The 17,656-nt window shown below is 55.7% G+C and carries 18 protein-coding genes; 16 read left to right on the top strand and 2 right to left on the bottom strand.

Going from position 1 to position 17,656, the window contains the following annotated elements:
- Nucleotides 1–232: 232 nt before the first annotated feature.
- From livK to ugpQ, 12 genes are all read left to right on the top strand, one after another.
- A complete protein-coding gene (gene livK / locus SOM82_RS19470) occupies nucleotides 233–1,342 on the top strand; it encodes a high-affinity branched-chain amino acid ABC transporter substrate-binding protein LivK (protein WP_154128088.1) in 1,110 nt (369 codons plus the stop codon).
- A 61-nt stretch (nucleotides 1,343–1,403) separates the two neighbouring features.
- Nucleotides 1,404–2,330: a high-affinity branched-chain amino acid ABC transporter permease LivH gene (gene livH, locus SOM82_RS19465; RefSeq protein WP_095283762.1), complete on the top strand. Its 927-nt coding sequence runs from the start codon at nucleotides 1,404–1,406 to the stop codon at nucleotides 2,328–2,330.
- The gene (gene livM, locus SOM82_RS19460) at nucleotides 2,327–3,604 is read left to right on the top strand and encodes a branched chain amino acid ABC transporter permease LivM (protein ID WP_154128085.1); all 1,278 of its coding nucleotides are present in this window, start codon (nucleotides 2,327–2,329) and stop codon (nucleotides 3,602–3,604) included. Before livH ends, livM begins: the two co-directional genes overlap by 4 nt.
- Entirely contained in the window at nucleotides 3,601–4,368 is a 768-nt protein-coding gene (gene livG / locus SOM82_RS19455) for a high-affinity branched-chain amino acid ABC transporter ATP-binding protein LivG (RefSeq protein WP_154128084.1), read from the top strand. The genes livM and livG overlap by 4 nt, the downstream gene beginning before the upstream one ends.
- 17 nt (nucleotides 4,369–4,385) lie before the next feature.
- Nucleotides 4,386–5,099, top strand: coding sequence for a high-affinity branched-chain amino acid ABC transporter ATP-binding protein LivF (gene livF, locus SOM82_RS19450; RefSeq protein WP_154128080.1), 714 nt, complete (start codon nucleotides 4,386–4,388; stop codon nucleotides 5,097–5,099).
- A gap of 146 nt (nucleotides 5,100–5,245) precedes the next feature.
- Nucleotides 5,246–5,467: a type II toxin-antitoxin system Phd/YefM family antitoxin gene (locus tag SOM82_RS19445; RefSeq protein WP_154128077.1), complete on the top strand. Its 222-nt coding sequence runs from the start codon at nucleotides 5,246–5,248 to the stop codon at nucleotides 5,465–5,467.
- Nucleotides 5,464–5,832, top strand: coding sequence for a type II toxin-antitoxin system death-on-curing family toxin (locus tag SOM82_RS19440; protein ID WP_320460996.1), 369 nt, complete (start codon nucleotides 5,464–5,466; stop codon nucleotides 5,830–5,832). The genes SOM82_RS19445 and SOM82_RS19440 overlap by 4 nt, the downstream gene beginning before the upstream one ends.
- Before the next feature lie 221 nt (nucleotides 5,833–6,053).
- Entirely contained in the window at nucleotides 6,054–7,370 is a 1,317-nt protein-coding gene (gene ugpB / locus SOM82_RS19435; RefSeq protein WP_320460995.1) for a sn-glycerol-3-phosphate ABC transporter substrate-binding protein UgpB, read from the top strand.
- A 257-nt stretch (nucleotides 7,371–7,627) separates the two neighbouring features.
- Nucleotides 7,628–8,515: a sn-glycerol-3-phosphate ABC transporter permease UgpA gene (gene ugpA / locus SOM82_RS19430; protein ID WP_282493557.1), complete on the top strand. Its 888-nt coding sequence runs from the start codon at nucleotides 7,628–7,630 to the stop codon at nucleotides 8,513–8,515.
- On the top strand, nucleotides 8,512–9,357 hold the full coding sequence (ugpE, locus tag SOM82_RS19425; RefSeq protein WP_320460994.1) for a sn-glycerol-3-phosphate ABC transporter permease UgpE: 846 nt from the start codon (nucleotides 8,512–8,514) through the stop codon (nucleotides 9,355–9,357). The genes ugpA and ugpE overlap by 4 nt, the downstream gene beginning before the upstream one ends.
- A 1-nt stretch (nucleotide 9,358) precedes the next feature.
- Complete coding sequence (locus SOM82_RS19420) at nucleotides 9,359–10,429, top strand: sn-glycerol-3-phosphate import ATP-binding protein UgpC (RefSeq protein WP_320460993.1); 1,071 nt, start codon at nucleotides 9,359–9,361, stop codon at nucleotides 10,427–10,429.
- Nucleotides 10,426–11,175 (top strand): glycerophosphodiester phosphodiesterase, encoded by a 750-nt coding sequence (gene ugpQ, locus SOM82_RS19415; protein WP_320460992.1) that lies wholly within the window; start codon nucleotides 10,426–10,428, stop codon nucleotides 11,173–11,175. Before SOM82_RS19420 ends, ugpQ begins: the two co-directional genes overlap by 4 nt.
- On the opposite strand, the gene SOM82_RS19410 is transcribed toward ugpQ, so the two are convergent.
- Entirely contained in the window at nucleotides 11,156–11,536 is a 381-nt protein-coding gene (locus SOM82_RS19410; RefSeq protein WP_320460991.1) for a DUF2756 family protein, read from the bottom strand. The two genes, ugpQ and SOM82_RS19410, sit on opposite strands and share 20 nt — an antisense overlap.
- A 122-nt stretch (nucleotides 11,537–11,658) precedes the next feature.
- Here SOM82_RS19410 and ggt point away from each other — a divergent pair, with 122 nt between their 5' ends.
- Entirely contained in the window at nucleotides 11,659–13,404 is a 1,746-nt protein-coding gene (gene ggt / locus SOM82_RS19405) for a gamma-glutamyltransferase (RefSeq protein WP_320460990.1), read from the top strand.
- Between the two features lie 222 nt (nucleotides 13,405–13,626).
- On the opposite strand, the gene yhhY is transcribed toward ggt, so the two are convergent.
- A complete protein-coding gene (gene yhhY, locus SOM82_RS19400; RefSeq protein ID WP_320460989.1) occupies nucleotides 13,627–14,115 on the bottom strand; it encodes an N-acetyltransferase in 489 nt (162 codons plus the stop codon).
- Nucleotides 14,116–14,538: 423 nt separating this feature from the next.
- Here yhhY and SOM82_RS19395 point away from each other — a divergent pair, with 423 nt between their 5' ends.
- The 3 genes from SOM82_RS19395 to gntR all read left to right on the top strand — a co-directional run bounded on the left by SOM82_RS19395 (nucleotide 14,539) and on the right by gntR (nucleotide 17,619).
- Entirely contained in the window at nucleotides 14,539–15,576 is a 1,038-nt protein-coding gene (locus SOM82_RS19395; protein WP_320460988.1) for an oxidoreductase, read from the top strand.
- Between the two features lie 123 nt (nucleotides 15,577–15,699).
- Nucleotides 15,700–16,395: a pirin family protein gene (locus SOM82_RS19390; RefSeq protein ID WP_320460987.1), complete on the top strand. Its 696-nt coding sequence runs from the start codon at nucleotides 15,700–15,702 to the stop codon at nucleotides 16,393–16,395.
- A 228-nt stretch (nucleotides 16,396–16,623) separates the two neighbouring features.
- Nucleotides 16,624–17,619 (top strand): gluconate operon transcriptional repressor GntR, encoded by a 996-nt coding sequence (gene gntR / locus SOM82_RS19385; protein WP_154128046.1) that lies wholly within the window; start codon nucleotides 16,624–16,626, stop codon nucleotides 17,617–17,619.
- The last annotated feature ends 37 nt before the right edge of the window (nucleotides 17,620–17,656 follow it).

Here is a 17,656-nt window from a genome sequence, read left to right as displayed (position 1 = left end):
GTTATTTTATGCTGCAAACTGCGCTTTTATTTGTTTATCTCTGTCTGAATTCAGAATATTATCTTTGCTTAATCGCCTGAAAAATAGAGATTTTAGTCTGGTTTTTGTCAAAAAACTGCGCTAAACCATTAAAGGCACTGGTAAAAATAGCGTTGTTCATTAAAAGTACAGAATGCTTTTTAACCATAATAAAACAAAATATATACAACACGTCACGAATGGGGATTCAGAGATGAAAAGGAACGCGAAAGCATTTATCGCGGGAATGGTTGCACTGTCGATTTCGCAGGCTGCCATGGCGGAAGAGATTAAAGTTGCCGTTGTCGGTGCGATGTCCGGTCCGGTTGCCCAGTGGGGTGATATGGAATTCAACGGTGCGCGTCAGGCGATCAAAGACATCAACGCCAAGGGCGGTATTAAAGGAGATAAGCTGGTCGGCGTAGAATACGACGACGCGTGCGATCCGAAACAAGCCGTCGCCGTCGCCAACAAGATCGTTAACGACGGTATCCAGTACGTCATCGGTCATCTTTGCTCATCCTCCACGCAGCCCGCTTCCGATATTTATGAAGACGAAGGCATTCTGATGATCACGCCGGGCGCCACCAACCCCGAGCTGACTCAACGTGGCTATCAGTACATCATGCGAACGGCCGGTCTGGACTCCTCGCAGGGGCCGACAGCCGCGAAGTACATTCTGGAAAAAGTGAAGCCGCAGCGTATCGCGATCATTCACGATAAACAGCAATACGGCGAAGGCCTGGCGCGCTCCGTACAGGATGGCCTGAAAAAAGGCGGCGCGAACGTGGTCTTCTTTGACGGCATTACCGCAGGCGAGAAAGATTTCTCCGCTCTGCTGGCCCGTCTGCAAAAAGAGAATATCGACTTTGTTTACTACGGGGGCTATTACCCGGAAATGGGACAGATGCTGCGCCAGGCGCGTTCAACCGGCCTGAAAACGCAGTTTATGGGCCCGGAAGGCGTGGGTAACGCCTCGCTGTCCAATATTGCGGGTGACGCAGGCGAAGGCATGCTGGTGACGATGCCAAAACGCTATGACCAGGAAGCGTCAAATAAGGCTATCGTGGACGCGCTCAACGCGCAGAAGAAAGATCCAAGCGGTCCGTATGTCTGGATCACCTATGCCGCCGTGCAGTCTCTGGCTACCGCCATGGATCGTACCGGCAGCAAAGCGCCGCTGGATTTAATCAAAGATTTAAAAGCACACGGTGCGAACACCGTGATTGGGCCGCTGAACTGGGATGAGAAAGGCGATCTGAAGGGATTTGAATTTGGTGTCTTCCAGTGGCATGCCGATGGTTCTTCCACCGTCGCGAAATAACGCCTGAAGACAAGTTATCCCGCCGCCCGCGCAAAACGGGCGGATTTAAAAAGGTTTCCTTATGTCCGAGCAGTTTCTCTATTTCTTGCAGCAGATGTTTAACGGCGTCACGCTGGGAAGCACCTACGCGCTGATCGCCATCGGCTATACGATGGTTTACGGCATCATCGGCATGATCAACTTCGCCCACGGCGAGGTCTACATGATCGGCAGCTATGTCTCCTTTATGATCATTGCCGCGCTGATGATGATGGGTATCGACAGCAGCTGGCTGCTGGTGGGGGCCGGTTTTGTCGGTGCGATTGTGATCGCCAGCGCCTACGGCTGGAGCATCGAGCGCGTGGCCTACCGGCCGGTGCGCAGCTCCAAGCGTCTGATTGCCCTGATCTCCGCCATCGGGATGTCCATCTTCCTGCAAAACTACGTCAGCCTGACGGAGGGGTCCCGCGATGTCGCGCTGCCAAGCCTGTTTAACGGGCAGTGGATTGTCGGCGCGAGTGAAAACTTCTCGGCCTCGATAACCACCATGCAGCTGGTTATCTGGATTGTGACCTTCCTGGCGATGCTGGCGCTGACCATTTTTATCCGTTATTCGCGCATGGGCCGCGCCTGCCGCGCCTGTGCCGAGGATCTGAAAATGGCCAGCCTGCTCGGCATTAACACCGACCGCGTAATCGCCCTGACCTTCGTGATCGGTGCGGCAATGGCGGCGGTAGCGGGGGTTCTGCTCGGACAGTTCTACGGCGTGATCAACCCGTACATCGGCTTTATGGCCGGGATGAAAGCCTTCACCGCAGCGGTTCTTGGCGGGATTGGCAGTATCCCTGGCGCGATGATCGGCGGCCTGATTCTGGGCGTTGCTGAAGCGCTCTCCTCGGCGTACCTGAGTACCGAATATAAAGATGTGGTGTCGTTTGCGCTGCTGATTCTGGTACTGCTGGTGATGCCTACCGGGATTCTGGGCCGTCCGGAGGTAGAGAAAGTATGAAACCGATGCACTTTGCGATGGCGCTGCTCTCCGCGGCGATGTTCTTTGTTCTCGCGGGCGTCTTTATGGGCGTGCAGTTAGAACTTAACGGCACCAAACTGGTGGTGGATACCGCCGCCGATATCCGCTGGCAGTGGGTGTTTGTCGGCACGGCGGTGGTCTTCCTGTTCCAGCTGTTACGTCCGGTATTCCAGAAAACGTTGAAAAACGTCTCCGGGCCGAAGTTCGTCCTGCCTGCGATTGACGGTTCTACCGCTAAGCAGAAATTGTTCCTGGTCGCGCTGCTGGTGATTGCCGTGGCCTGGCCATTTATGGTGTCGCGCGGGACCGTCGATATCGCCACACTGACGATGATCTACGTGATTCTGGGTCTCGGCCTGAACGTGGTAGTGGGGCTGTCTGGCCTTCTGGTTCTGGGTTACGGCGGTTTTTACGCTATCGGCGCCTACACCTTTGCGCTATTAAACCACTATTACGGACTCGGTTTCTGGACCTGTCTGCCGCTGGCGGGGCTGGTTTCTGCCGCTGCCGGTTTCCTGCTCGGCTTCCCGGTTCTGCGTCTGCGCGGGGACTATCTGGCGATTGTTACCCTGGGCTTTGGCGAGATCGTCCGTATTCTGCTTCTCAATAACACCGAAGTGACCGGCGGTCCGAACGGCATCAGCCAGATCCCGAAACCGACCTTCTTCGGGCTGGAGTTCAGCCGTTCTGCCCGTGAAGGCGGCTGGGATACCTTCAGCAACTTCTTCGGCGTGAAATACGATCCGTCCGACCGGGTGATTTGGCTCTATCTGGTGGCGCTGCTGCTGGTGGTCCTGACCCTGTTCGTGATTAACCGTCTGCTGCGCATGCCGCTGGGCCGCGCGTGGGAAGCGTTGCGCGAAGATGAGATCGCCTGTCGCTCTCTGGGCCTGAATCCGACCCGCATCAAGCTGACCGCGTTTACCATCAGCGCCGCGTTTGCCGGTTTTGCCGGAACGTTGTTTGCTGCGCGTCAGGGCTTCGTCAGCCCCGAGTCTTTCACCTTTGCCGAATCGGCCTTCGTGCTGGCTATCGTGGTGCTCGGCGGGATGGGCTCGCAGTTTGCCGTTATCCTTGCGGCCATTCTGCTGGTGGTTTCCCGCGAGCTGATGCGTGACTTTAACGAATACAGCATGTTAATGCTGGGTGGTTTGATGGTGCTGATGATGATCTGGCGTCCGCAGGGCTTGCTGCCGATGACCCGTCCACAGTTGAAGCTGAAGAACGGGCAAGCGAAAGGAGAGCAGGCATGAGTCAGCCATTATTATCCGTTAACGGCCTGATGATGCGTTTTGGCGGCCTGCTGGCGGTCAACAACGTGTCGCTGGACCTGTTCCCGAAAGAGATTGTCTCCCTGATCGGCCCGAACGGCGCGGGGAAAACCACGGTGTTCAACTGCCTGACCGGTTTCTACAAACCGACGGGCGGGACCATCATGCTGCGCGATCAGCATCTTGAAGGGTTGCCGGGCCAGCAAATTGCCCGCATGGGCGTGGTGCGGACCTTCCAGCACGTGCGCCTGTTCCGGGAGATGACGGTGATTGAAAACCTGCTGGTGGCGCAACATCAGCAGTTGAAAACCGGGGTTTTCTCCGGCCTGCTGAAAACCCCGGCTTTCCGTCGCGCCCAGAGCGAGGCGCTGGATCGCGCGGCGACCTGGCTTGAGCGTATCGGTCTGCTTCAGCATGCGAACCGTCAGGCGAGCAATCTGGCCTACGGCGATCAGCGTCGTCTGGAAATTATTCGCTGCATGGTGACGCAGCCGGAAATCCTCATGCTCGATGAACCTGCCGCCGGTCTGAACCCGAAAGAGACCAAAGAGCTGGACGAGCTGATTGTCGAGCTGCGTAACCATCACGACACCACCATTCTGCTGATTGAGCATGATATGAAGCTGGTGATGGGCATCTCGGATCGTATTTACGTGGTTAACCAGGGGACGCCGCTGGCGAACGGCACACCGGATGAAATTCGTCATAACCCGGATGTGATCCGCGCCTATTTAGGTGAAGCATGATGGGGGCGAGTCATAAAATGGAAAAAGCGATGTTATCTTTTGACAAGGTGAATGCCCACTACGGCAAAATTCAGGCGCTGCACGACGTCAGCCTGCATATCAATCAGGGCGAAATTGTGACGCTGATTGGCGCAAACGGCGCGGGGAAGACCACGCTGCTCGGGACGCTGTGCGGTGACCCGCGTGCGTCCAGCGGACGTATCGTCTTCGATGGAAAAGATATTACCGACTGGCAGACGGCGAAAATCATGCGCGAAGCCGTGGCGATAGTGCCGGAAGGCCGCCGCGTGTTCTCCCGTATGACGGTGGAAGAGAACCTGGCGATGGGCGGCTTCTTTGCCGAACGCGACCAGTATCAAACCCGCATCAAGCGCGTGTATGAACTCTTTCCGCGTTTGTACGAGAGGCGTATCCAGCGTGCGGGCACGATGTCCGGCGGTGAACAGCAGATGCTGGCGATTGGCCGGGCGCTGATGAGCCAGCCGCGTCTGCTGCTGCTGGATGAGCCGTCGCTCGGTTTAGCGCCGATCATCATCCAGCAGATTTTCGACACCATCGAGCAGCTGCGCAAAGAGGGGATGACCATCTTCCTCGTGGAGCAAAACGCCAACCAGGCGCTGAAGCTGGCGGACCGCGGCTATGTGCTGGAGAACGGTCACGTGGTACTGGAAGATACCGGAGATGCGCTGCTGGCAAACGAAGCGGTGCGGAGTGCATACCTGGGCGGCTAGGCCAGATAGGTTTTTCCCTCTTCCCGTCGGGATGAGGGTATCAGCGTTCATCATCCAAAGGCCGGGTAAGGCGAAGCTGCCACCCGGCTTTTTTGTTTTCTGTACGTTTAAGTTGTACAATTAATACGTACAGAAAAGGGGGCGATATGCGTACAATGAACTACAGTGAAGCACGTCAAAATCTGGCATCAGCGTTAGATACAGCCGCCACCGGGACGCCTGTCACTATTACCCGTCGCGGGCATAAGCCCGCCGTGATCATTAGCGCAGACGAGTTTGAGCGTTATCAGGCGGCAAAACTGGATGCTGAATTTGATGCCATCATGGGCGTTCACGGCAACGAAATACGAGAACTGGCTGACAAATGACCCTGCAATTTATCTCAGCGGAAGAGATAATTCGCTTCCATGACAAATTACTGAGCGTCACGCCCGGTGTAACGGGAATGCCGGATTCGGGGCGTGCGGAAGCGCTTTTGTATCGTGTGTTGAATAAGTACGAATACGAAGGCGTAACGGATGTCTGGATCCTGGCAGCGATGCACTTGCTGGCTATTTCTCGGGGCCATATTTTCAATGATGGTAATAAACGAACAGCATTATTTATCACGCTGCTATTTCTCAAACGTAACGGCATCTCCTTAATCGCCAATCCTGATTATGTGGCGATGACGGTTGAGGCAGCTGCGGGCCGTTTGTCGCTAGACGAGATCGTTCAGCGTTTACGTGGCTAGCCATTTGCCCTCTTCCTGTGGAACAGGCCCGGAGTGAGGGCATAAAACCGCATCCCGCTTTTTTCCGCCATATTACCTTCACCTCGCCATCATCTGCCTGAAGCCCCTCTGTAATCTATTTGTAATTAAAAAGTTATTTTTCTGTCATTCGAGCATGTCATGTTACCTCGCGAGCATAAAACGCGTGATATCGCGCATCCGGCACAATAAGAGAGATGACAATGACATCGTTACGACACACAGCTTTGGGTCTGGCACTGGGTCTGGCTTTTGCGACGAACTCAATGGCTGTCACCACGATTCCGTTCTGGCATTCCATGGAAGGGGAGTTGGGTAAAGAGGTGGATTCCCTGGCGCAACGTTTTAACGCCACCCATCCGGATTACAAAATTGTGCCGGTGTACAAAGGTAACTACGAGCAGAGCCTGAGCGCGGGCATTGCCGCATTCCGCACCGGTAACGCCCCGGCGTTGCTCCAGGTTTACGAAGTCGGCACCGCGACCATGATGGCGTCTAAAGCGATTAAACCGGTGTATGAGGTGTTTAAAGAGGCGGGCATTCACTTCGACGAGTCTCAGTTCGTGCCAACCGTCTCGGGTTACTACACCGATTCTAAAACCGGACATTTACTGTCTCAGCCATTTAACAGCTCAACGCCTGTTCTGTACTACAACAAAGACGCCTTCAAAAAAGCTGGCTTAGACCCGGAGCAACCGCCGAAAACCTGGCAGGATCTGGCGGAGTACACGGCGAAGCTGAAAGCGGCAGGCATGAAATGCGGTTACGCCAGCGGCTGGCAGGGCTGGATCCAGATTGAAAACTTTAGCGCCTGGCATGGTCTGCCGGTCGCGACCAAAAACAACGGCTTCGACGGTACGGATGCGGTGCTGGAATTCAATAAGCCAGAGCAGGTGAAACACATCGCTCTGCTGGAAGCGCTGAATAAGAAAGGGGATTTCAGCTACTTCGGACGTAAAGACGAATCCACCGAGAAGTTCTATAGCGGAGACTGTGCGATCACCACCGCTTCTTCCGGATCGCTGGCGGATATCCGCCACTACGCCAAATTTAACTATGGCGTGGGCATGATGCCTTACGATGCGGATGCCAAAGGCGCGCCGCAGAACGCCATCATCGGCGGGGCGAGCCTGTGGGTGATGCAGGGCAAAGATAATGGCACCTACAAAGGCGTTGCCGAGTTCCTCGACTTCCTCGCCAAACCAGAGAATGCCGCCGAATGGCACCAGAAGACCGGCTATCTTCCGATCACTAAAGCCGCTTACGATCTGACGCGCGAGCAGGGTTTCTATGACAAAAACCCGGGTGCAGATATCGCGACGCGTCAGATGCTGAACAAGCCGCCGTTACCGTTCACTAAAGGTTTGCGTCTGGGCAATATGCCGCAGATCCGCACCATCGTAGACGAAGAGCTGGAAAGCGTGTGGACCGGTAAGAAAACGCCACAACAGGCGCTGGATTCCGCGGTAGAGCGTGGCAACCAACTGCTGCGCCGTTTTGAGCAGTCGACTAAATCGTAAATTGAACCTGACCCCTCGCCTTCACCCCTCACCCTAACCCTCTCCCCAAAGGGGAGAGGGGATTGTCCGGTGCGGTTTTTTCCTCTCTCGACAGGGAGAAGGGAGTGCCGGTGCGGTTTTCTCTCTCGACAGGGAGAAGGGAGTGCCGGTGCGGTTTTCTCTCTCGACAGGGAGAAGGGACTACCCGCTGTGGTTTTCTCCCTCGCCCCTTTGGGGAGAGGGCAGGGGTGAGGGGCTACCTAACATTGAGCAAAACTATGTCATCATCCCGTCCGGTGTTCCGTTCGCGCTGGCTGCCGTACCTGCTGGTCGCGCCGCAACTGATTATCACCGTTATCTTTTTTATCTGGCCCGCGGGCGAAGCGCTCTGGTATTCGGTTCAAAGCGTCGATCCGTTTGGTCTTTCCAGTCAGTTCGTCGGACTGGACAACTTCACCGCGTTGTTCCACGACAGCTATTACCTCGACTCCTTCTGGACGACGATTAAATTCAGCGCCCTCGTGACGGTCAGCGGGCTGGTCGTCTCGCTATTTTTTGCTGCGCTGGTCGATTATGTCGTGCGCGGCAGTCGTCTGTATCAGACGCTAATGCTGCTGCCCTATGCCGTCGCGCCTGCCGTCGCCGCCGTGCTGTGGATTTTCCTCTTCAACCCCGGACGCGGGCTGATTACCCATTTTCTCGGGGAATTCGGTTATGACTGGAATCACGCCCAGAACAGCGGTCAGGCGATGTTCCTGGTGGTGTTCGCCTCGGTGTGGAAGCAAATCAGTTATAACTTCCTGTTTTTCTTCGCCGCGCTGCAATCCATCCCGCGCTCGCTGGTCGAAGCCGCCGCGATTGACGGCGCAGGGCCGATTCGCCGCTTCTTCAAACTGGCGCTGCCGCTGATTGCGCCGGTGAGTTTCTTCCTGCTGGTGGTAAATCTGGTTTACGCCTTCTTCGACACCTTCCCGGTGATCGACGCCGCCACCGCCGGTGGCCCGGTGCAGGCGACCACTACGCTGATTTACAAGATCTACCGTGAAGGCTTTGCCGGGCTCGATCTGTCGGCCTCTGCCGCGCAGTCGGTGGTGCTGATGGGGCTGGTGATTGTGCTGACGGTAGTTCAGTTCCGTTATGTCGAAAGTAAGGTGCGCTACCAATGATTGAGAACCGCCCCGGGCTGACGATTTTCAGCCATACCATGCTGATTCTGGGGATTATCGTCATCCTGTTCCCGCTGTACGTGGCCTTTGTCGCCGCCACGCTGGACACCCAGGCCGTCTTCGACACCCCCATGACGCTCGTGCCCGGCGGCCATCTGTTGGAAAACATGGCCACCATCTGGTCTCAGGGCGTGGGCGCGAACAGTGCGCCGTTCTGGCTGATGATGCTTAACAGTTTCATCATGGCGTTTGGCATTACGGTGGGCAAAATCGTGGTGTCGATGCTCTCCGCGTTTGCCATTGTCTGGTTCCGCTTTCCGCTGCGTAACCTGTTCTTCTGGATGATCTTTATCACCCTGATGCTGCCGGTCGAAGTGCGTATTTTCCCGACCGTCGAGGTGATCGCCAATCTCGGGATGCTCGACAGCTACGCGGGCCTGACGCTGCCGCTGATGGCGTCGGCCACCGCGACATTCCTGTTCCGTCAGTTCTTTATGACGTTGCCGGATGAACTGATTGAAGCGGCGCGCATCGACGGGGCATCGCCGATGCGCTTTTTCCGCGACATCGTGCTGCCGCTCTCCAGAACCAACCTCGCGGCGCTGTTCGTGATCACCTTTATCTACGGCTGGAACCAGTACCTGTGGCCGCTGTTGATTGTCCAGGATGTGAATCTCGGCACCGCGGTGGCGGGCATCAAAGGCATGATCGCTACCGGCGAAGGCACCACCCTCTGGAACCAGGTGATGGCGGCGATGTTGCTCACGCTTATCCCCCCGGTGGTTATCGTTTTAGCCATGCAGCGCGCGTTTGTGCGTGGTTTAGTAGACAGTGAGAAATAAGATGGCTGGATTAAAATTACAGGCAGTAACCAAAAGCTGGGACGGCAAAACCCAGGTGATTCAACCCCTGACGCTCGACGTGGCAGACGGCGAATTTATCGTCATGGTCGGCCCGTCCGGCTGCGGGAAATCGACGCTGCTGCGCATGGTGGCGGGGCTTGAGCGCGTGACCAGCGGTGATATCTGGATTGACCGCCAGCGCGTGACCGAGATGGAGCCGAAAGATCGCGGCATCGCAATGGTGTTCCAGAACTACGCCCTCTACCCGCATATGAGCGTGGAAGAGAACATGGCCTGGGGGCTGAAAATCCGCGGGATGGGCAAAGGGCATATCGAAGAACGCGTCAAAGAAGCGGCGCGTATTCTGGAGCTGGACGGCCTGTTAAAACGCCGTCCTCGTGAGCTCTCCGGCGGCCAGCGTCAGCGCGTGGCGATGGGCCGTGCGATAGTGCGCGATCCGGCGGTGTTCCTGTTCGACGAACCGCTCTCTAACCTCGACGCCAAACTGCGCGTACAGATGCGTCTTGAACTGCAGCATCTGCATCGCCGCCTGAAAACCACCTCGCTGTACGTCACCCACGATCAGGTGGAAGCCATGACCCTGGCGCAGCGCGTGATGGTGATGAACAAAGGTATCGCCGAGCAGATCGGCACGCCGGTGGAGGTGTATGAAAAACCCGCCAGCCGCTTTGTGGCGAGCTTTATCGGCAGTCCGGCAATGAATCTGCTGGAAGGACGCATCAGCAACGCGGGCACGCATTTTGAGCTGGAGAGCGGGATGGCGTTGCCGGTGAACTGGTTTTATCGCGGCTACGCCGGTCGTAAAATGACGCTCGGTATCCGGCCAGAGCATATTGCGCTAAGCTCGCAGGCGGCAGGCGGTGTGCCTCTGGTGATGGACACGCTGGAGATGCTGGGCGCGGACAACCTGGCGCACGGACGCTGGGGCGAGCAAAAGCTGGTGGTGCGTCTGGCGCATCAGGAACGCCCGCAGGCAGGCAGCACGTTGTGGCTGCATCTGCCGGAAAATCACTTGCACTTATTTGATGGTGAAACAGGACAACGCGTATGAGTCATTGGCCCTATCCTCACATCGTCGCCCATCGCGGCGGCGGTAAACTGGCACCGGAAAACACGCTGGCGGCAATTGACGCTGGCGCGCACTTCGGGCATTTGATGATTGAGTTTGACGCTAAATTATCGAAAGACGGCGAAATTTTTTTGCTGCATGACGATAACCTCGAACGCACCAGCAACGGCTGGGGCGTGGCGGGTGATTTACCGTGGCACGATCTGCTGAAAGTGGATGCCGGAAGCTGGTACAGCGGAAAATTCAAAGGCGAGCCGCTGCCGCTGCTGGCGGAAGTGGCCGATCGCTGTCGCCAGCACGGGATGATGGCCAATATCGAAATCAAACCGACGACCGGCACCGGACCGCTCACCGGAAAAGTGATTGCCCTCGCGGCCCGTGAGCTGTGGGAAGGGATGACCGCGCCGCTGCTGTCGTCGTTTGAAATTGACGCGCTGGAAGCGGCACAGGCCGCTGCACCGGACCTGCCGCGTGGCTTATTGCTGGATGAATGGCGTGACGACTGGCGCGAACTGACCACTCGCCTGGCCTGTGTGTCGATCCATCTTAATCATCGGCTACTGGATGAAGCGCGCGTGAGGATGCTCAAGGACGCCGGGTTGCATATTCTGGTGTATACGGTCAACAAACCCCAGCGGGCAGCAGAGCTACTGCGCTGGGGCGTGGACTGTATCTGTACTGATGCGATAGACGTGATTGGCCCGAACTTTAATCCTGCGGATTATTGAGCATATCGCCATTCGTACGCGGGGGTAGCATGTGCTGCTGCCCGCTCTCCTGAGACATCCCACCGCTTAACATGCCGCCGTTCGTATTCGGCAACACCTGCTCACGAGGCTGACCCTGCTGAATGCGCTGGGTGTTGTTGTTCATCTGCGTCTGTAAATTCTGCTGCTGAAGCTGCGTCTGAGTTCTCAGCTGCTGGTTTAACATCCCTTTTTGCTGCTGCTGTTGGCCCGTCATCTCGGTCTGCATCCGTTGCTGACTGGGGATGACGTAACCCTGTTGATTCGGGTTGTTCATGGTGTTGAGGGGCTGTGCGAGCGCGGCAAACGGAAGCAGCGCCGTAAGAATCAAAAGTCGTTTCATTGTCATTTCCTCCTTGTGAGGCTTCTCTTAAGTTTATCTCGATTCCGCCACAACGATGATTTTTTAGGAGTTGTGAACCAGGCTTAAGCGGGAATATGGGTCCCATCACCTGGAGAACAACGATGATAAAACCAACCTTTTTACGCTGGGTAGCGATCGCCGCGCTGATGGCAGGCGGCACATTTAGCGTGGCGGCTAACCCTCCTGCGGCTCCGCCAGTGTCCTACGGCGTGGAAGAGGATGTTTTCCATCCCGTGCGGGCGAAGCAGGGGATGGTGGCTTCGGTTGACGCGATGGCCACTCAGGTCGGCGTGGATATTCTGAAGCAAGGGGGGAATGCGGTGGATGCCGCAGTGGCCGTGGGCTATGCCCTGGCGGTGACGCATCCTCAGGCGGGGAATCTCGGCGGGGGCGGCTTTATGATGTTGCGCACTAAAGACGGCCAGACCACGGCGATCGATTTCCGCGAAATGGCGCCCAACCAGGCGACCCGCGACATGTTCCTTGATGAACAAGGCAATCCGGACAGTAAAAAATCACTGACTTCGCATCTGGCCAGCGGCACGCCGGGCACGGTAGCGGGGTTCTCTCTGGCGCTGGATAAATACGGCACGCTGCCGCTGAATAAAGTGGTGCAGCCAGCCATCAAGCTGGCGCGCGACGGGTTTGTGGTCAATGACGCGCTGGCGGACGATCTGAAAACCTACGGCAGCGAAGTGATTCCGAACCATGAAAACAGCAAAGCGATCTTCTGGAAAGACGGCGAGCCGCTTAAAAAGGGCGATAAGCTGGTGCAGGCGAATCTGGCTAAAAGCCTGGAGTTGATTGCAGAAAACGGCCCGGATGCCTTCTACAAAGGGGCGATTGCCGATCAGATTGCCGAGGAGATGACGAAGAACGGCGGGCTGATCACCAAAGCGGATCTGGCGGAGTACAAAGCGGTTGAACGTACGCCAGTCAGCGGCGATTATCGCGGCTATCAGGTTTTCTCCATGCCGCCGCCGTCCTCCGGTGGGATCCACATCGTGCAGATCCTCAATATTCTTGAAAACTTCGATATGCACAAATTCGGCTTTGGCAGCGCCGATGCGATGCAGGTGATGGCAGAGGCCGAAAAATATGCCTACGCCGATCGCTCGGAGTATCTCGGCGATCCGGATTTCGTCAAAGTGCCGTGGCAGGCGCTGACCAATAAAGCCTATGCCAAATCGCTGGCGGATCAGATTGATATCAACAAAGCGAAGCCGTCCAGCCAGATCCGCCCCGGCAAACTGGCGCTGTACGAGAGCAATCAGACCACCCACTTCTCGGTGGTGGATAAAGACGGTAACGCGGTGGCGGTGACCTATACGCTCAACACGGTGTTTGGCACCGGGATTGTGGCGGGTAACAGCGGTATTCTGCTCAATAACGAGATGGATGACTTCTCCGCCAAACCGGGCGTGCCGAACGTTTACGGGCTGGTGGGCGGCGATGCTAACGCCGTCGGACCGAAAAAACGTCCGCTGTCGTCGATGTCTCCGACCATCGTGGTGAAAGACGGCAAAACCTGGCTGGTGACGGGTAGTCCTGGCGGGAGCCGAATTATCACTACCGTGCTGCAAATGGTGGTGAACAGTATCGACTTTGGGATGAACGTAGCCGAAGCCACCAACGCGCCGCGCTTCCACCATCAGTGGCTGCCGGACGAACTGCGCGTGGAGAAAGGCTTTAGCCCGGATACCCTCAAACTGCTCGAACAGCGCGGTCAGAAAGTGGTGCTGAAAGAGGCGATGGGGAGCACCCAGAGCATTATGGTCGGGACGGACGGTACGCTGTTTGGCGCGTCGGATCCGCGTTCGGTGGATGATTTAACGGCAGGGTATTGATTATTCCCCTCACCCTAACCCTCTCCCCGTAGGGGAGAGGGAATTGCACGGCGCGGCCTTTTCTCCCCCGCCCCTATGGGGAGAGGGCCGGGGAGAGGGAATTGCACGGCGCGGTTTTTTCTCCCTCGCCCCTGTGGAGAGAGGGCCGGGGAGAGGGGATTGCACGGTGCGGTTTTTTCTCCCTCGCCCCTATGGGGAGAGGGTCGGGGTGAGGGGAGTGTGTCACTTCATCCGCGCCATATAATACGCATCCACTAACTCGCCGTTGCGCAGGGCGAATTTCTTTCCGGTTCCTTCGATTTCAAAGTCAAACTTCTTGTAAAGCGCCAGCGCAGCGCGATTATCCGCAAAAACCGTGAGTTCAATACGTTCGATGCGCATCCAGTTGTCGCACAGGTTGATCATCTCACGCATGAGCGCACTTCCAACGCCACGTCCCTGAGCATGAGCCGCAACGCTGATACCAAAGGTTGCCACATGGCTGCGTCGCGGGCTGGCTTCGACCTGTAGCGCCAGATCGCCGACAATGTTCTCATCCATGCAGGCGACCAGACGTTTTAGGCCAGCTTTCGGATTAAGGCGTTCCTGCCACATCTCAAGGGAAGGATGAGGGAGTTGTAGCGTGTCGTGATACACCTCTGGATGCATGTAATTCTGGCGCAGGGCTTCGGCATCTTTCGGTTCAGCGTGGCGTATCACTATCTCACTCATTCTTTTGTCCTCGTTGGGTTAATCTCCCTTTCAACATCATTGACTTTGAAATTTGAGTCAACTCCCTTTTTTTTGCAAAAAGTATTGGACAAGTGCGAATGAGAATGATTATTATTGTCTCGCGTTCAGGAAGACCTCTACGGAAACCTGAAAGCACGACATTGCTCACATTGCTTCCAGTATTACTTTAGCCAGCTTATAGCTGGCTTTTTTTTGGTTTTTTTTCACCCTGGCTGACTTGCCATTTTGCCCCCGGGGAGTGCTCGCAATCCTCACGTACTCTGTGTACGCTCCGGTTGCTGCGCGCTTGCCGTGAGCAAACTGGCTGCGACACCGACGGCTGATGCGCCAGCATCTTGAAAGCTAGGGTGAGGGCAAAACTTGCGCTATGGTAGTCACAGCAACCTTAACAAGGACTGAGCCATGACATTACATTGCGCATTTATTGGATTTGGTAAAAGCACCACCCGCTATCATCTTCCGTATGTTCTCAACCGTAAAGATAGCTGGCATGTGGCGCATATCTTCCGCCGTCACGCCAAACCTGAAGAGCAGTCCCCACAGTATTCTCATATTCACTTCACCAGCGATCTGGATGAAGTCTTAAACGATCCGCAGGTCAAACTGGTGATCGTCTGTACGCATGCTGATAGCCATTTCGACTACGCTAAACGCGCGCTGGAAGCGGGCAAAAACGTGCTGGTGGAAAAACCGTTTACCCCGACAATTGCTCAGGCCAACGAGCTGTTTGCGCTGGCAAAAAGTAAAGGGCTAACCGTTACGCCGTATCAAAACCGCCGCTTTGACTCCTGCTTCCTGACCACCAAAAAAGTGATTGAAAGCGGTAAGCTTGGCGATATCGTTGAAATTGAAAGCCATTTCGATTACTTCCGCCCGATAGCAGAAACCAAACCCGGCCTGCCGCAGGACGGCTCATTCTACGGGCTGGGCGTTCATACGATGGACCAAATCATCTCGCTGTTTGGTCGTCCTGATCATGTGGCGTACGACATTCGCAGCCTGCGCAATAAAGCGAATCCTGACGATACCTTTGAAGCACAGCTGTTTTATGGCGATTTGAAAGCGATCGTCAAAACCAGCCATCTGGTGAAAACCGACTACCCGAAATTTATCGTGCATGGCAGCAACGGCTCGTTTATCAAATACGGTATCGACCAGCAAGAGACCAGCCTCAAGGCGAACGTCATGCCGGGCGAACCGGGATTCGCGGCGGATGACTCCATCGGCCTGCTGGAATATGTCAATGCTGAAGGCGTAACGGTAAAAGAAGAGGTGAAACCAGAAACCGGCGATTATGGCCGCGTCTACGATGCACTGTTTGACACCCTCACCAGCGGCACGCCGAATTACGTCAAGGAATCTGACATTCTCACCAATCTGGAAATCCTTGAACGGGCTTTCGAGCAGGCTTCTCCCGCCACGATTACCCTCGCGAAGTAAGCCCTGTCGACTCCTCTGTGCTTGTTCATAATTTTTGAACAGAGGAGTCAATTTTCACCCTCTATGATCCCAGGCCAATTGCGTCCACACTGACTCTATCGAAACGAACTGGGGTGAAAAACAATGATCTTTTTACGTAAAGCAGGCGATCGTGGTCACGCAAATCATGGCTGGCTGGACTCATGGCATTCCTTCTCGTTCGCGGACTATTACGACCCGAACTTCATGGGCTTCTCGGCACTGCGCGTGATTAACGATGACGTGATCGACGCGGGCCAGGGCTTCGGCACCCATCCGCACAAAGACATGGAAATCCTGACCTATGTGCTGGAAGGCGCCGTAGCGCACAAAGACAGCATGGGTAACGAAGAGCAGGTTCCGGCCGGTGAGTTCCAGATTATGAGTGCAGGCACGGGCGTACGTCATTCCGAGTACAACCCGAGCAACACGGAAAAACTGCATCTTTATCAAATCTGGATCATTCCGGAAGAAACCGGCATCACGCCGCGCTACGAGCAGCGCCGCTTTGACGCCCTGCAGGGCAAACAGCTGGTGCTGTCTCCGGAAGCGCGTGATGGCTCGCTGAAAGTACATCAGGATATGGAGCTGTACCGCTGGGCGCTGGCGAAAAACGAACAGTCTGTGCATCAGATTGCCGCCAATCGCCGCGTGTGGATCCAGGTGGTCAAAGGCGAAGTGACAATCAACGGCACCAAAGCCACCACCGCCGACGGTCTGGCGATTTGGGATGAGCAGGCGCTGTCCGTTCATGCCGACAGCGAGAGCGAAATTCTGCTCTTCGATCTGCCGCCCGTCTGAATACACTTCATCCTTCAGGCCGCATCTTTGTTGGCTTTCCTCACTCACCCCGGTCGCGTACTTTATGTCCGCTTCCGGGGATTCGTCTCCTCGCCGCCGCGATGCGACCCAAAAGATTTTATGTATTTATTATGATAAAAGCCCAACCTTCCCCATTTGGCAGGGGAAGGTTGGGCTTTGTCCGTGATAAACTGAGAAAATGTTTCATTCACTATTTCTCTCAGGACGATGAAAAAGAAAAGACCCGTACTTCAGGATGTCGCCGATCGCGTCGGTGTGACCAAAATGACGGTCAGCCGTTTCTTGCGTAATCCGGAACAAGTTTCCGTGGCGCTGCGTGGCAAAATTGCCGCGGCTCTTGATGAACTGGGTTATATCCCCAACCGCGCGCCCGATATTCTCTCCAATGCCACCAGCCGCGCGGTCGGTGTTCTGCTTCCTTCCTTAACCAATCAGGTGTTCGCCGAAGTGCTGCGCGGAATCGAAAGCGTTACTGACGCCTACGGTTATCAGACCATGCTCGCGCACTATGGGTACAAGCCGGAACTGGAAGAAGAACGTCTTGAATCAATGCTTTCCTGGAACATCGACGGTCTGATCTTAACGGAACGTACTCACACTCCCCGAACGCTGAAGATGATTGAAGTCGCCGGTATCCCGGTGGTTGAGCTGATGGACAGCCAGTCGCCTTGTCTGGATATCGCCGTTGGCTTTGATAACTTCGAAGCCGCGCGTCAGATGACCGCTGCCATTCTCGCCCGTGGTCACCGCCATGTCGCCTATCTTGGCGCACGTCTCGACGAACGTACTATTATCAAACAGAAGGGATACGAGCAGGCGATGCTTGACGCAAACTTAACGCCTTACAGCGTGATGGTGGAGCAATCGTCGTCCTATTCGTCTGGCATTGAGCTGATGCGCCAGGCGCGCCGCGAGTATCCGCAGCTTGATGGTATCTTCTGTACCAACGACGATCTTGCGGTGGGCGCAGCCTTTGAGTGTCAGCGTCTGGGGCTGAAAATCCCTGACGATATGGCGATTGCCGGTTTCCATGGCCACGATATCGGTCAGGTGATGGAACCTCGCCTGGCGAGCGTCCTGACGCCGCGTGAACGCATGGGCCGGATCGGTGCAGAACGCCTGCTGGCGCGTATTCGTGGCGAGGTGGTGACGCCCAAAATGTTAGATTTAGGTTTCACCTTGTCACCAGGTGGATCAATTTAGTCTGACAAGTTTGAACTAGCTCACACTTATTCACTTC

It is taken from the genome of Lelliottia sp. CFBP8978, from assembly GCF_034046055.2.
In the GTDB taxonomy this organism is placed as follows: Bacteria; Pseudomonadota; Gammaproteobacteria; order Enterobacterales; family Enterobacteriaceae; genus Enterobacter.
This window is presented reverse-complemented; position numbering and strand designations above follow the sequence as displayed.